General features: G+C 39.2%; 19 protein-coding genes. 1 reads left to right on the top strand and 18 read right to left on the bottom strand.

The features are described from left to right. Positions 1–3 precede the first annotated feature (3 nt). From GGR22_RS02810 to GGR22_RS02740, 16 genes are all read right to left on the bottom strand, one after another. On the bottom strand, positions 4–381 hold the full coding sequence (locus tag GGR22_RS02810; RefSeq protein ID WP_182492474.1) for a nuclear transport factor 2 family protein: 378 nt from the start codon (positions 379–381) through the stop codon (positions 4–6). A 27-nt stretch (positions 382–408) separates the two neighbouring features. After that, the gene (locus tag GGR22_RS02805) at positions 409–1,149 is read right to left on the bottom strand and encodes an SDR family NAD(P)-dependent oxidoreductase (protein ID WP_182492473.1); all 741 of its coding nucleotides are present in this window, start codon (positions 1,147–1,149) and stop codon (positions 409–411) included. 18 nt (positions 1,150–1,167) lie between these two features. Then, on the bottom strand, positions 1,168–1,386 hold the full coding sequence (locus GGR22_RS02800) for a tautomerase family protein (RefSeq protein ID WP_182492472.1): 219 nt from the start codon (positions 1,384–1,386) through the stop codon (positions 1,168–1,170). A 24-nt stretch (positions 1,387–1,410) separates the two neighbouring features. Next, a complete protein-coding gene (locus GGR22_RS02795) occupies positions 1,411–1,944 on the bottom strand; it encodes a YceI family protein (protein ID WP_182492471.1) in 534 nt (177 codons plus the stop codon). A 93-nt stretch (positions 1,945–2,037) separates the two neighbouring features. Continuing rightward, positions 2,038–2,616, bottom strand: a complete 579-nt coding sequence (locus GGR22_RS02790) for a Crp/Fnr family transcriptional regulator (protein WP_182492470.1) — start codon at positions 2,614–2,616, stop codon at positions 2,038–2,040. 181 nt (positions 2,617–2,797) lie between these two features. Further along, a complete protein-coding gene (locus GGR22_RS02785) occupies positions 2,798–3,409 on the bottom strand; it encodes a YdeI/OmpD-associated family protein (RefSeq protein WP_182492469.1) in 612 nt (203 codons plus the stop codon). A 6-nt stretch (positions 3,410–3,415) separates the two neighbouring features. Beyond that, positions 3,416–3,919, bottom strand: coding sequence for an SRPBCC family protein (locus tag GGR22_RS02780; protein ID WP_182492468.1), 504 nt, complete (start codon positions 3,917–3,919; stop codon positions 3,416–3,418). After that, positions 3,916–4,236 (bottom strand): ArsR/SmtB family transcription factor, encoded by a 321-nt coding sequence (locus GGR22_RS02775; protein WP_121374866.1) that lies wholly within the window; start codon positions 4,234–4,236, stop codon positions 3,916–3,918. Before GGR22_RS02775 ends, GGR22_RS02780 begins: the two co-directional genes overlap by 4 nt. Before the next feature lie 132 nt (positions 4,237–4,368). After that, a complete protein-coding gene (locus GGR22_RS02770) occupies positions 4,369–4,740 on the bottom strand; it encodes a VOC family protein (protein ID WP_182492467.1) in 372 nt (123 codons plus the stop codon). A 120-nt stretch (positions 4,741–4,860) separates the two neighbouring features. Beyond that, a complete protein-coding gene (locus tag GGR22_RS17210) occupies positions 4,861–5,067 on the bottom strand; it encodes a DUF4180 domain-containing protein (RefSeq protein ID WP_317169783.1) in 207 nt (68 codons plus the stop codon). Further along, positions 5,043–5,216, bottom strand: a complete 174-nt coding sequence (locus tag GGR22_RS17205; protein ID WP_317169770.1) for a hypothetical protein — start codon at positions 5,214–5,216, stop codon at positions 5,043–5,045. The genes GGR22_RS17210 and GGR22_RS17205 overlap by 25 nt, the downstream gene beginning before the upstream one ends. A 9-nt stretch (positions 5,217–5,225) precedes the next feature. Then, positions 5,226–5,639, bottom strand: a complete 414-nt coding sequence (locus GGR22_RS02760; RefSeq protein WP_182492466.1) for a nuclear transport factor 2 family protein — start codon at positions 5,637–5,639, stop codon at positions 5,226–5,228. A 112-nt stretch (positions 5,640–5,751) separates the two neighbouring features. Then, positions 5,752–9,108: a preprotein translocase subunit SecA gene (secA, locus tag GGR22_RS02755; RefSeq protein ID WP_182492465.1), complete on the bottom strand. Its 3,357-nt coding sequence runs from the start codon at positions 9,106–9,108 to the stop codon at positions 5,752–5,754. Positions 9,109–9,196: 88 nt separating this feature from the next. Further along, positions 9,197–9,418: a DUF2795 domain-containing protein gene (locus tag GGR22_RS02750; protein WP_022828503.1), complete on the bottom strand. Its 222-nt coding sequence runs from the start codon at positions 9,416–9,418 to the stop codon at positions 9,197–9,199. A gap of 184 nt (positions 9,419–9,602) precedes the next feature. Beyond that, the gene (locus GGR22_RS02745; protein WP_182492464.1) at positions 9,603–10,175 is read right to left on the bottom strand and encodes a cob(I)yrinic acid a,c-diamide adenosyltransferase; all 573 of its coding nucleotides are present in this window, start codon (positions 10,173–10,175) and stop codon (positions 9,603–9,605) included. 87 nt (positions 10,176–10,262) lie between these two features. After that, a complete protein-coding gene (locus GGR22_RS02740) occupies positions 10,263–10,946 on the bottom strand; it encodes an ABC transporter ATP-binding protein (RefSeq protein ID WP_121374860.1) in 684 nt (227 codons plus the stop codon). Between the two features lie 184 nt (positions 10,947–11,130). Between GGR22_RS02740 and GGR22_RS02735 the strand changes: the two genes are divergently transcribed. After that, entirely contained in the window at positions 11,131–11,820 is a 690-nt protein-coding gene (locus GGR22_RS02735; protein ID WP_182492463.1) for a hypothetical protein, read from the top strand. Between the two features lie 119 nt (positions 11,821–11,939). On the opposite strand, the gene GGR22_RS02730 is transcribed toward GGR22_RS02735, so the two are convergent. Continuing rightward, positions 11,940–12,773 carry an O-methyltransferase gene (locus tag GGR22_RS02730; protein ID WP_182492462.1) on the bottom strand — a complete coding sequence of 278 codons (834 nt, stop codon included), beginning with the start codon at positions 12,771–12,773 and terminating at the stop codon, positions 11,940–11,942. A gap of 7 nt (positions 12,774–12,780) precedes the next feature. Beyond that, entirely contained in the window at positions 12,781–14,643 is a 1,863-nt protein-coding gene (locus tag GGR22_RS02725; RefSeq protein ID WP_182492461.1) for an ABC-F family ATP-binding cassette domain-containing protein, read from the bottom strand. Positions 14,644–14,737 lie beyond the last annotated feature (94 nt).

Below are 14,737 nucleotides of genomic sequence, written 5' to 3'. Positions count from 1 at the left end.
CACTTACTCGTTTACGTGTGTTAATAGCTTATTTGTGATGACCCACTGTCCGTCAATTATTGACAGGCTGAGCAAATCATAATAATTGTATTCAAAGATAGGAACGCGTGTCTTGGCAATAGCAATGGTGTTGATAATCTCTATTGACAGGATTTCCATGCCAAATGCAGCTCCTAGTTCGCTCGGACTCTTACGGTTTTTTACGCCTTCTAGGTATTGGTCGAGTGTTTTGAAATAAGGCTCTCCCTTGATGTCGCCCGATAAAAATGCCTGCGGGTGAAAAACGCTTTTTAGCAAATCGACGTCACCTACAAAAATACCATTAAAATAATCTTCTAGTACAGAAGTTATGCGCTTTCTGTTTTCATTCGTATTTTTCATCGTCTTGTTTTTTTAGTGAAATGATTATCACGAAATGCGGTGGCCTGCTACATGTCCGCCATCCAGATTGATAATCTCTCCGGTTACAAAATTGCTTTCGGCAAGATAAAGAGCCAGTTCGGCTACGTCTTGGGTTTCGCCGATACGGTTGAGCAAATGCAGCCCGGCCAAGCTGTCGGCATCAGCCACGCCAGTTTTGGCTTGCAGCGGACTTCTTATGATGCCTGGCGCAATAGCGTTGACACGGATATTGTTTCTTCCGAATTCAGCGGCAAGCTGTCTTGTAAGTGCATGGACACCGCCTTTGCTCGAAATTGGAGCAGTAGCAGGAAAGCCGTCTATGGCATGGTCAACCAGTACCGTGCCTAAGTTGATGATGGCTCCGCCGCCTTGTTGCAGCATCTGCCTTACAGCAGCCTGACTGGTAAAAAAAGTGCCTTTGAGGTTGATTTCCAAAAAGCGGTCAAGGTCTTTTTCTTCTACCTCTAGAAAGGGCTTAGGCTGAAATATGCCGGCGTTGTTGATTACTACATCTACTTTGCCAAAACGGCTAACGGCAGTTTCGACCAACCGTTTTCCTACGGAAGCATGGCTTATATCTCCGGCTACGGAAGCCAAACGGTCTGCATGACCGAGCTCTTTTTGGGTGCTTTCGAGGTTGCTCGCGTTGGCCGAGTTGATTACTACATTGTATCCTTTGTCTAAAAATAATTTTGCGATGGATTTTCCTATTCCGGTAGATGCGCCTGTTATTATTGCTGTTTTCATTGTTGTAAGTTTTACGAATTATTTTTTCTGTGCAGTTATCCCTTTTTCACGAAGGACGGAAACTTGTTCTCCGGCAAAGCCCCAATCGTCAAGTTCTATTTCTTGTATGACCACGTGGGTAAGACTAGGGTCTTTGTCTAATACGTCGGTGATGAGGTTTGTGATGCCTGCGATCAGCTGTTGTTTTTGTGCTCTTGTAACACCTTCACGGGTTACTTCAATTTTTACGTAAGGCATGATTTCTAATTGTTTAGATTAAGATCAGATGGCTTTTGCCACGAGATTTACATTCAATTCAAACTCATTGTAGATTAAAGTGTCACCCAGATTGGTAAAGAAATTACCAGAACGGAATTTCATATCGTATTTGGTACGGTCGATGAGGATCTTGCCAGAAGCTGTGAGCGTTTCTCCTGTAACAGTTGTTTTCAAGTCAAACCCAATAGAATGGGTAATTCCTTTTATGGTCAGGTTGCCTTCGACATGATAGCTGGTTTCTGAATGTTGCCTAACTGAAGTGATTTCTAGAGAAGCTGTCGGGAAACTTTCGCTAGAGAAAAAGTCGTCTGATGCTAAATGGCCTGCAAATTGTGCGTTGGTTGCCGGATCGGTAACATCTAGAATGATAATTGAGGTAGTGTCGATGCTAACGTTTCCGCCTGAAAGCTTGCCGTCGTTAAAAATAAAATTTCCCTCTTTGATAGCAATTGTACCGTTATGTGCTCCGGTTACTTTTTTTCCTATCCATTCGACTCTGCTTTGTTGTGCTTCAATTTTAAAATTTTGTGTTTTCATTTTTCTGTACTTTAAATTGTTATTAATTTATAGTACAAAGGACGGAAGGAAATGTAGGGGAGCTAGGTGACATAGGTCACATTCTGCAGAGGGCTATTTTGAAGAAGTGTATAATCGGCTTAGCGTTTCTCTTGAAACCCCTAAATAGGCAGCAATCAGGTGTTTCGGGACCATGTTATAAAGGGCAGGATAGAGCGCCAGAAGTTCTTCATAACGCGTCTTGGCATCATTGTTCATGAAGGAAAGCAATCTTTTTTGAGCCGCCACATAGCCTTTGTTGGTACGCCATCGGAAAAAATGCTCGACTTGATGCAATTCGTTGCAGATTTTCTCTCTGTCTTCGTTAGAAATTGAAAGGACTTCGGCATCTGAGATGCAGTCGATGCAGATGGTGGCTTTGGTGTTGTTGTATAGAGCGGCATAATCAGATGTCCACCAAGTAGGCATTGTAAATTGGAGGATGTGCATCTTTATGTTGTCGTTGACAAAAAAAGCTTTTAGGCATCCTGAAAGGACAAAATATTCTTTTTCGACTAGGTCACCCTCGCTAATAATAACTTGTCCTTTTTTGAAAGTTTCGGGCTTGAAATGCGAAAAGAAATAGTCAAACTCATCGTCTGTTAATGAAGCTGTTTTTGCTATGTGCTGTCGTAATAGATCTTTACCGTCCATTTCTAAAAGTTTAGTTTAACAAAATTAGTATTAAAAGAGATAGAAGTGTATTTATGAATTATGAATTATGAATTATGAATTATGAATTATGAATTATGAATTATGAATTATATAAATTAATAATCCCCAACTGTAAGGTACAATCGAGGACTGTTAGGTAAAAACTAAAATTATGTTGGGCTTATTTTGCGTATTTCCAGAATCGGCCTTTGCCTTCGGCAATCCACTCTATGGCTTCTTCCATTCTTTTTTCGCGCGTGGCATCGGTTTTGGCATCGGTTATCCAAATGTTGTATTCTTTCCTAAAGGCTGGCGATTTGCTTTCGAAGACTTCTTTTGCTTTTGGGTTGGATTCTAGTTTTTTGATAAAATAATCGGGCGTTTCGACAACTTTTGGCGTGTCATTTTTCTTCATTGAAACTTTTATGCCTTTTTCATTGAGTGCCATCGCTTCTTTAAGCAGGGCGACAAACTCAGCATCGTCTGGCAAATCAGACAGACTGGTAATTTTGCCTAAGTATCTTTCGACAGGTTTTAGTTTTACCTTGTCTTTTAGGCGAGGGTCGCTCAATAATTCAGCTTTTATAAACGTAAAGGAGCAATGGTTTTTATAGGAAGCCATGACCACCATAAAGTCGCCTTTGTAATCGAAGTGGGGAATGCCCCATTTGATGGTTTCTACAACCTCTGGACAGGTAGCATGAACCAGCTGTCGCCAGTGGTTTAATACAGGCTGGGCAAAATCAGCAGATTTTGCGATATACTCTTCTACTTTGGGATCAAATTGTGCCATTGTATGCTATTTTGCTAAGGTTGCTAATAGATCGTCAAGCCTTTCTAGTGTAGAAAGCATTCCTTCTTCCATTCCCATATTGATAACGGTTTCTAAATCCGAAAGTGATTTATACGTCACGATAGTCTCTACGATAGCATTTTCGCCAAAATCTTGAAAAGAAACATTCCATTTGGCACGTGGCAGTTCAGTATTGATATTGCCATCAGGATCAGAAAAAGCATCAAGCGCTTTGTAGTAGTCGATCGGGAGTATTTCGGTATATTCCGTTAAACCCCAGTATTCTGTACCGTTTGGTTCCACCATGGCATAATGCCAATGGCCACCTTTGCTAAAATCCATAGACTTGGTTTTAGTCGATAATGGTTTTGGCGCAAACCATTGGTCTAATAATTCGCTTTTGGTGTAGCAGTCCCAAACCAACTGTCGGTTTGCAGCAAATTCGCGTTTTACGGTTAGGGTATTGTTTTGTTTGTCGACGATGAAGTCAAATTGCAGGTTTGGTTTCATTTTTCTTGTTTTTTGATTGTTAATAATAGGTCATCAAGTTGGCTGAAGCGGCTTTCCCAGATTTTCTTGAATTGTTCGAGCCATTTGTCTATCTCTTTCATTTTGTCTATTTCGAGCTGGTAATAAATTTCCCTGCCTTGCTGTTCTTGCTTTACGAGTTCGCACTCGTTTAATATCTTTAGGTGTTTTGAAACAGCTTGGCGGGTTGTGTCAAAATGCTCAGCAAGAGCATTGGGCGTCATGGGCTGCAATGCGATCAGAGCGATAATTGCTCGTCTTGTTGGGTCTGCTATGGCTTGAAAAACATCTCTCCTCATTGTTTTGTTTGTTTAATTAAAGCAACTAATTGGTTGCAAATATATGTGCAACTTTTTGGTTTCGCAAATTTTTTTCGTTTTTTTTTAAAATAAAAACTCCCCGAATGTTATAATCGGGGAGTTGTATTGAAATTATGGTTTTGAAAATTCTCCAAAATGCCACAGTACGCCAGAAGGATCGTGTAAGAAGCATTCGCTGCCCCAATCGTTGTGACGGATAGGAGTCAGCCTTACGTTTTTGTATTTCGTAGGCAGGTCTAAAGCCAAAAGATCTTTCCAGCAGGTTGCTACGTTTTCAACTTCTAAAAAAAGCATAGTATTGTCTACCCAATCTTTGACATAGGCATCCTGCAGATAGAATCCTAGTCCTTCTTGGGTCTTAAAGAAAGACATATTAGGAAATAGGACTACTTCTTCAAAGCCCAAGTCTCGGTAAAAACTGCGCGATACTTCAAAGTTTTCGGCTCCAATAAAAGCGCGGATTGAGATGTTTTTAGTTTTCATGGTTTTCTTTTTACAGTACGTTTAATTGAAAATGTTATCTGCCGAATCGTATTTGTATGAAGGATAGTCGGATACTTCAATTGTCATATTTTTATACTGGCGTCAATTCATTTATCAATCTTATGAAAGTTTCCCTAAAGCTTCCAAAGTAGAAGATACAAAATGGATCTGCCCTGTCTTATTACTTTCAAAAATAAAGTCTTTGATACTCTTGCTTTGGTATTTGCTAAAATCACCAACAATTGCCAAACGAACGCGGTAATTTGAAAACTTTTGGAGTATTTCGCCAGCGATGCCTGTCTTTAAGTCAAAAAAGCTCGGAGTAATATTCTTTTCATGGAGTATAATGTGCCAAAATCTTGATAATAAAGATTGCCCAACAAATCCAATCCGTCTTCGGCAGTTTCGATTATTGTGGTATCTGAGATTATTTCAGCGATTTTGGTGCCGCTTATCGTATGAGCTTCAATTTTCATGTTGGCAGTTTAATTTTTCAAAGCATTTACAAGCGCATGACTATCCTCCAAAAGACGATAGCGAACAATCAAATTATCTTCTAAAGTAAAGTATATAGAAAACAAAGATTCGTATGTTTTGCCGGTCTTAGTCATTCGGGAAGAAAATTCTCCTATTACTGCGGCATGATTGTCTTCTGCAAAAATAGAGTCAATTTTTGCGCCCAAAGGCTCTGTGTTTGCCCACAATAGTTCAAAGAATGTTTTTATTTCTTTTTTTGTACTTTTCTTTCCGAGCCAAGGGGCTGCATCTTCATTTCCGGGAACGAACCAATCTACATTTTCAGGAAAGAAAGCCAATAGCTTTTCTAAATCTCTTTGGCCGAGCGCTCCAAGATAGTTTTGAATTGTATTTAGTGTCTGTTGTGTCGTGTCAGAATTCATAGTGGTATAGCAATTTTGTATACTTCAAATATAAAAAATCCCCGACCGCAAATTGCAATCGGGGATTTATATTTATTCTAAATCTGAAATCTAAAATCTCAAACCTGAAATCTTATTCATTGACTATAACCCATTCGCCAGAAGTTAAAAGACTTTCAGCTTTTTTATACTTCATGGTTTCGGTCTTGCCGCTCATGACATGCTTCACGGTAACGTTGTCGTTACGGTTGATTTTTGGCATGTCGCGTACGATAGTTTCCGTCACCTGTGGTCTTTGAGTTTGTCCTGCTTCGCGGTTTGCTGCAGCAGCTTCATCTGAATTTGGAATTTCGTCTTTTGAAGTCTTGTAATTTTCTTTTGGACGCGCTACTTCTCTTGCTTCTTGGATATTCGGAGTATTCTGTTGTGGCAGATCGCCTTTGAACAAGAAAGAAATTACTTCTTTGTTCACATTGTCGATCATGTTTTTGAACAGATTGAATGCTTCGAATTTATAGATAAGCAACGGGTCTTTTTGTTCGTGAACAGCCAATTGTACAGATTGTTTCAATTCGTCCATCTTACGCAAGTGCTTTTTCCAAGCTTCATCAACGATTGCCAAAGTAATGTTTTTCTCGAAATCGCCAATCAACTGCGTACCTTCTGTTTCGTAAGCCTTTTTCAGGTCGGTTACTACGTTTAAGGTCTTGATGCCGTCTGTAAACGGAACTACGATTCTTTCGAATTGGTTGTTTTCGTTTTCAAAAACATTTTTGATGATCGGGAACGCTTCTCTTGCGCTTCTTGCTGTTTTTTCGGTATAGAATTCTAAAGCTGACTTGTATACTTTTCCGGTCAATTCCATAGGCGTGATTTTTGCGAAATCAGCTTCGTTTACTGGGGAAGTGATAGAGAAGTAACGGATCAATTCGAATTCGAAATTTTTGAAATCGTTAGATGCTTTGTTCGCTTCAACGATAACTTCGCAAGTGTCGTACATCATATTGGCGATATCTACTTTCAGACGCTCTCCGTGCAAAGCATGACGGCGACGTTTGTAGACTACTTCACGTTGTGCGTTCATAACGTCATCATATTCCAAAAGACGCTTACGAACTCCGAAGTTGTTTTCTTCTACTTTTTTCTGTGCTCTTTCGATTGATTTTGTCATCATAGAGTGCTGGATCACTTCGCCTTCTTTCAAGCCTAAACGGTCCATTACTTTTGCGACTCTTTCGGAACCGAACAAACGCATCAAGTTGTCTTCTAAAGACACATAGAACTGCGAGCTTCCTGGATCTCCTTGACGTCCGGCACGACCTCTCAACTGACGGTCAACACGACGTGAATCGTGACGTTCTGTACCAACGATAGCTAAACCTCCGGCAGCTTTAACTTCTGGAGAAAGCTTGATATCCGTTCCACGACCTGCCATGTTTGTTGCGATAGTCACGACTCCGGCTTTTCCTGCTTCTTCAACGATCTGTGCTTCTTGCTTGTGCATTTTGGCGTTCAATACGTTGTGAGGAATATTTCTCATCTTCAGCATTCGGCTTAATAATTCTGAAATATCGACAGAAGTGGTACCGATCAATACAGGTCTTCCTGATTCAGCAAGGGCTGTAACGTCTTCGATTACTGCGTTGAATTTTTCACGCGTACTTCTGTAGATCAAGTCTTCTTTATCTTTTCTTGCGATTGGCTTGTTGGTAGGGATTTCAACTACGTCTAATTTGTAGATTTCCCATAGCTCGCCAGCTTCTGTAACAGCAGTACCAGTCATACCCGCTAGTTTGCTGTACATTCTGAAGTAATTCTGTAAAGTAACTGTCGCAAATGTCTGCGTAGCCGCTTCGATTTTTACGTTTTCTTTAGCTTCAATTGCTTGGTGCAATCCGTCAGAATAACGACGACCGTCCATGATACGTCCTGTTTGCTCATCAACAATCAATACTTTGTTGTCCATGATAACATATTCTGTATCTTTTTCGAATAAAGTGTACGCTTTTAATAGCTGCGTCAACGTGTGGATACGCTCGCTTTTGATACTGAAATCTTGAAACAGTTTTTCTTTTTCTTCTGCTTCGGCATCTTTGTCAAGATTCATTTTTTCGATTCTTGCAATTTCGGTCCCGATATCTGGAAGGATAAAGAAATCACTGTCAGTATCTCCAGAAAGGAATTTGATTCCGTTGTCTGTCAGTTCAACTTGGTTGTTTTTTTCTTCAATCACGAAATACAAGGCCTCATCGATCTTGTGCATGTCGCGGTTGTTGTCTTGCATGTATTGGTTTTCTGTTTTTTGAAGCAATTGCTTAACGCCTTCTTCACTCAGAAATTTGATTAATGCTTTATTTTTAGGCAAGCTTCGGTAAGCTCTCAATAACAAGAATCCTGCTTCTTTAGTATTGCCTTCTTTTAATTGTTTTTTAGATTCGGCCAAGAAACCGTTTGCCAATTGTCTTTGCAAGTTTACAAGATTGTCAACTTTTGGCTTCAATTCATTAAATTCATGACGGTCACCTTGTGGAACTGGACCTGATATGATCAACGGTGTTCTAGCATCATCAACCAAAACCGAATCGACCTCATCGACAATCGCGAAGTTGTGTTTTCTTTGAACCAACTCTTCTGGCGTGTGTGCCATGTTGTCTCTTAGGTAATCGAAACCAAATTCGTTATTTGTTCCGTAGGTAATATCGGCGTTGTAGGCTTTTCTTCTACCTTCTGTATTTGGCTGGTAATTGTCGATACATTCAACTGTCAAGCCGTGGAATTCGAATAGAGGTGCTTTCCATGTGCTATCACGTTTTGCCAAATAGTCGTTCACGGTTACCAAGTGTACTCCGTTTCCTGTCAAGGCATTTAAATATAAAGGAAGGGTAGCAACTAACGTTTTACCTTCACCCGTCTGCATCTCGGCAATTTTACCTTGGTGCAACACCATACCACCAATCAACTGCACGTCGTAGTGGATCATGTCCCAAGTAATCTGTTTTCCAGCGGCATTCCAAGTGTTGGCCCAGATTGCATTGTCGCCTTCAATAGTAATGTATGTTTTTGTAGCAGAAAGTTCCAAGTCTTTTGGAGTTGCCTTTACTGTAATCTGAGTATTGTCTTTGAATCTTTTGGCAGTTTCTTTTACAACGGCAAACGCTTCAGGAAGAATTTCCATCAAAGTTTTTTCAGAAATATCGTAAGCTTCTTTTTCAAGAGCATCGATAGAAGCGTAAATGTCTTCTCTGGCATCGATATCTTGCGTCTTTTCTACTTCTAATTTATAGGAAGCGATTTTGGCGTCTTTATCTGCTCTTGCTTCTTTAATTCTTTCTTTGAAGTAGATTGTTTTGGCTCTCAGTTCGTCGTGCGAAAGGGAAGCTAATGTTTCTTCGTATGCTTTTATCTTGTTGATGATCGGCATGATGGATTTTACATCCTTCTCCGATTTGTCGCCCACAAAAGCTTTTAATATGCTGTTGATGAAACTCATGGTTTGTTGTATTTCTATTTATAAAATGTTGCAAATTTAAGCAAAAAAAAAGCCTCAAGTGAGACTTTTTCGTTGTGTTTATTATTTTTTAATATTCATCCTCATTCCAAAGATAATCTTCGTCAGTTGGATAATCTGGCCAAATCTCTTCCATTGATTCGTAGATTTCACCTTCGTCTTCAATAGACTGAAGATTTTCCACTACTTCCAATGGTGCTCCAGCTCTAATAGCATAGTCGATAAGTTCGTCTTTGGTTGCAGGCCACGGCGCATCACTTAAATAGGATGCCAATTCTAATGTCCAATACATCTGATATCGATTTAATAATTTATGCAAAAATAATTTTTTTACTGAAATAGTCAAGTAAAATTGTATTTATTTTAAAAAAGTCAAGAACGTTTTTTCGAGTTGCCTGATTTTAGATATGCGATTTCAGATTTTATATTGTCTGCTAATCTTAATCTGCCTTCCGGAACCTCCGTCTGCACTAGGATTACTGTTTTTCAGGAATCCATTTCACTTCATCTGCCTTAAGGTCGTAGGACAACTTTCGTGCCAGTACAAAAAGGTAGTCAGAAAGTCGGTTTAAGTACTTAATTACGAGCTCGTCGGTAGGCTCAAGTTCGTTTAAATGTACCGAAAGGCGTTCTGCACGACGGCATACGCAGCGCGCAATGTGACAATATGACACGGTGGTATGTCCGCCGGGAAGCACAAAATGTGTCATGGGCGGCAAGGCGTTTTCCATATCATCAATTTCATTTTCAAGTAATTGTATGTCGCCTTCGATTATTTTGGGAATATTTAATCTTGGTTTTCCGTTTTTCAAGATTTCTTTTTCGGGCGGTGTAGCCAAAATGGCACCGACAGTAAAGAGCCGGTCTTGAATTCGGATTAAAATGTCCTTATAATGTGTATTTATTTCTTGGTCGCGAATAAGCCCTATATGTGAATTAAGTTCATCGACAGTTCCGTAGCTTTCAATTCGGATATGGTGCTTAGGAACTCTGTCGCCTCCAAACAATGCGGTAGTTCCTTTGTCTCCTGTTTTTGTATATACTTTCATTGTGTTTTTTTATTTTGCGTGTCGGACAAAAACTATTGTTTCCTAAAGGAAATGTAGCTTAAATAATGAGTTTTTGCTATTGCTATTCTATTTGTTTGGCTTGTCGCTTTCTACTAATCCATCACGCAGCCTTATAATTCGATGGGCATAGGCCGCAATATCTTCTTCGTGGGTCACCAAGATTACGGTGTTTCCGTTGGCATGGATTTCATTAAAAAGGTTCATGATTTCAACAGAAGTTTTACTGTCAAGGTTTCCAGTCGGCTCATCTGCCAAAATGATTGAAGGCTTGTTGACTAAAGCTCTGGCAACAGCAACACGCTGACGTTGTCCTCCAGAAAGCTGGTTGGGCTCATGGTCCATTCGGTCACCAAGACCTACCTGCTTTAATACTTGTTCTGCTCTTGCAAGACGTTCGGATTTTGAGTAGCCGGCATAAATCATAGGCAGTGCCACATTGTTCAAGGCAGTCGTTCTTGGCAATAAGTTAAAGGTCTGAAAGACAAACCCAATTTCTTTATTGCGTATTTCGGCCAGGTTGTCATCGCTCATCTGACTTACGTCATTTCCATTTAAGATGTATTGCCCGGATGTTGGGGTGTCAAGACAGCCAAGAAGATTCATCAACGTAGACTTTCCAGAGCCCGAAGGTCCCATCAACGCAACATATTCTCCTTTCGAGATATTAAGGTCGATTCCTTTGAGGACATTGATAATTTCGTTTCCGAGGACAAAGTCTCTTTTTATATTGGTGATTTTGATTAATGACATAATTTTAATTTGAGTCTAAAAGTAATGAATTTTTATAAAATGGTTTAGTCGTCAGATCGTTAAAGAAAAGAAGGTAATGAGAAATTTTTATATTAAAGTATTCATAAAAAATTAACTCAAATACTAGCTTTATTTTTTTTATAGCTAAATTTATAAGAACAATTTTAATTAAAACCATTAACTTATGAAAAAGATTAATTTATTTTTAGGAGCAATCATTGCGATTGCTTTTGTTTCTTGCAAGAGTGAAAGCGAAAAACAAGCCGAAATGACTGTAGGGTCATATGAAAAATATGTAGACTCTGTCACCAATGTTGCGGTAGCCGATGCAAAAGCAAATTGGCAAACTATTGAAGTTTCTTATAATGAAAGAACTGCCGAAGCCGAAGCGGCCCTAGCCGAGCTAAAGGATAAAGCAGCTGCCGAAGCAAGGCTTGAAAAATCAAAAGCAAAATATGCAGAGCTAAAAGCAAAATTAGATGCTCAAGCGGCCAAAGATGCAGAAGCAGCGAAAGCGGCGGCGGCGAGCGAGCCAGCAAATAAAAAACAATTATTGAGAGATGCTTATTTTGGCGCTGGAAAAATTGGAGAAGACATGAATTTCTCTTGGGTAAACAAGGATAACATCTTGAGGGTCTATAATGATTTCTATAATGAGTTCGATAAAAATAAAGATACTTATTCAAGAGAAGATTTTGACGAGATCAAGGCAATGTATGAAGCTTTAGATGCGCATAAAAATAAAGTTGAAAAAGAAGGTCTTTCTTCTAAAGACAATGCGAAAATAGCGGAACTTAAATTTAAATTTGCTCCAAAATTCAAATGGGAAAGAATGGGAGCGAAAGCTGAAGAAAACCAGAAAGCAAAAGAATAAAAATAGTTATTTGAGTTTGGAAAAGACTGCTGTAAAAGGCAGTCTTTTTTATTTGTAATGTTTTTAACTGCAGGGCTTTCTAATATGACCAAAGAACTGATCAAGGTGTTGCGAAATAATCAATGCAACAATCCCCAGAACTTTCGAATACCCAAAATGCTGTTTACTAAAAAATAGTTTGAAGTACGCAGTATAAAATGTTCTTTTTCTTGTTCTTTTCGGAAAAAGACCAATCCCCATTGGAACGTGTCAATTGTAACGGTTATTTTTGGATGCTTTTTTATAGTTTCCCAAGCTTCCTGCATTCCAGAAGACCAATGAATGTCATCGAAAATCCAGACGGTTTCATTCGTAATTGTTGGAAGCAAGGCTTCAAAATAGTGTAATGTGGCTTCTTTTGAATGGTTCCCGTCAAAATAGATAAGATCGTAGGTTGCGGATTGGATGTTTTCAGATTCCAAATACGCTTCAAATTTAGTTACGACAGAAGTCGCACTAAAGTTGAAGTCTTGAAATTGCTGCTGAGCTACTTTCGCCGTTTGAGGACAGCCTTCTAAAGTCGTAATTTTTGCTTTGGAATTTCCTAAAGCTAGCGCAGAAGTCGCTAATCCGAGCGAAGTTCCTATTTCTAAGACGTTTTCAGGCTGAAAATAGCGTACGATTCGAAATAAAAGCCGAGCATTTTTAGAAGAAACTCCTGCATTTTTAGCAATCTGGTTTATAGCCCGAATGTTCGACTTGAAGACTCTTGAGCCAGATCCAAAATCGGTTACTTCAATCGTGTTTTTATTTTCTAAAAGTGAATCGCGGTATTTTTTTAAGGTTTTGTATTCGCTATATTTCTTTGTGTCATAAAAGCATTTCCGAACCAAATCAAATACAAACGGAGAATGAACTCCGTGCGCATTGCTTGAATTCCATAGAAATTTTAAATATGAAGTTAGGATATGCATGCTTTAATTAGCCTTCCATTTTGGCGGAAAGCTCAAACCATCGTTCTTCTTTGTCCTCGATTTTTGAAATTATGGATTGGAGCTCATTGGCTTTTTTCTCAATATCGGCGTCTGCGACTTTTCCATCAGAAAATAGCTGTTCGATTTTGGCTTTTTCGATTTCCAGATCTTTGATTTCGCGTTCGATTTTTTGAAATTCCTTCTGCTCGTTAAAAGTCAGGTTTCCTGTCGGATTATTTTGCTTCCAAGCTTTTTTCTCGGTCTTGTTGTCTTCTTTTTGCTGTACGTCGGCACTGTCTTCATACGCCCTAAAGTCAGAATAGTTTCCAGGGAAGTCTTCAATCACGCCTTCACCACGGAATACGAATAAATGGTCTACGATTTTGTCCATGAAATAACGGTCGTGTGAAACCACGAGCAAACATCCAGGATAATCTAGAAGGAAACTTTCCAGTACATTTAAAGTTACGATATCCAAATCATTCGTAGGCTCATCGAGAATCAGGAAGTTTGGATTTTGAATCAAAACGGTACATAAATACAATCGTTTTAATTCGCCTCCGCTTAATTTTTCTACATAATCGTATTGCTTCTTGCTGTCAAAAAGGAAACGCTCCAGCAACTGCGAGGCCGAAATGATCTTTCCTTTCGTCAGTGGGATATATTCTCCGTATTCTTTTATGACATCAATAACACGCTGTCCAGGTTTTGGATTGATACCGCTTTGGGTATAATATCCGACTTTTATCGTATCTCCAACAATCACTTTCCCGCTGTCAAGAGGAATGGTTCCGGTCAATAAATTTAGGAAAGAAGATTTTCCAGTACCGTTTTTTCCGATAATTCCGATGCGTTCTGCGCGCTGAAAATCGAAACTAAAATTGTCTAGGATAACCTTGTCGCCAAAACGTTTTGAAATCTTGTGAAGCTCAATAATTTTGCTTCCCATACGTTCCATGTTGATTTCAAGCTCTACCTTGTTTTCCTTACGTCGGCTTTCTGCTTTTTGCTTGATTACATAAAAGTCATCTTGGCGCGATTTGGATTTGGTAGTTCTCGCTTTTGGCTGCCTGCGCATCCATTCTAATTCTTTTTTGAAAAGATTCTGCGCTTTGTCGACACTTGAATTTTCAGAAGCAATTCGTTCTTCTTTCTTTTCTAGATAGTAAGAATAATTGCCTTTGTATTGATATAATTTTCCGTTGTCAAGTTCGATAATCTCATTGCAGACGCGCTCTAAGAAGAAACGGTCGTGCGTTACCATAAACAACGTGATATTTTCTTTGGCAAAATAGCTTTCTAACCATTCGATCATTTCTAAATCTAAATGGTTGGTAGGCTCATCGAGAATCAATAAGTCGGGACGGTTGATCAAAATAATAGCCAGAGACAAACGCTTTTTTTGCCCACCGGAGAGATTTTTTACTTTGAGTCTGAAATCTTCCAGCTTTAGCTTGAATAGGATCTGTTTGAACTGCGTCTCAAAATCCCATGCGTTGAATTGGTCCATGCGGTCAAAAGCTTTTTGATAGGCTTCTTCATCTTCCGGATTTTCCAATGCTTTTTCATACTGGTGGATTACGTCAAGAGTTTCGTTGTCGGAAGCAAAAATACTTTCTTCAATTGTCAATTCGTCTTGGAGGTTATGGTCTTGCGACAAGAAGGCCATCTTGATATCTTTGCGGATTACCACTTGGCCTGTATCTGGTTCGTCATCGCCATTGATAATTTTCATGATCGATGTCTTGCCCGAACCATTTTTCGCGATAAAAGCAATTTTCTGGTCCTTATTAATTCCAAACGAAATGTCCTTGAAAAGCGTGCGCTCTCCAAAAGATTTCGAAATATTCTCAACAGATAAGTAATTCACGGTAGAAATTTTTTGCAAAAGTAACTTTTTAAAACCAAAATAAGTTATTGTCGATTTAAAACTGGCATCTCTTAAAAGAATATACTCTGAAAGG

It is taken from the genome of Flavobacterium gossypii (genome assembly GCF_014138495.1).
Taxonomy (GTDB): Bacteria; Bacteroidota; Bacteroidia; order Flavobacteriales; family Flavobacteriaceae; genus Flavobacterium; species Flavobacterium endophyticum.
This window is presented reverse-complemented; position numbering and strand designations above follow the sequence as displayed.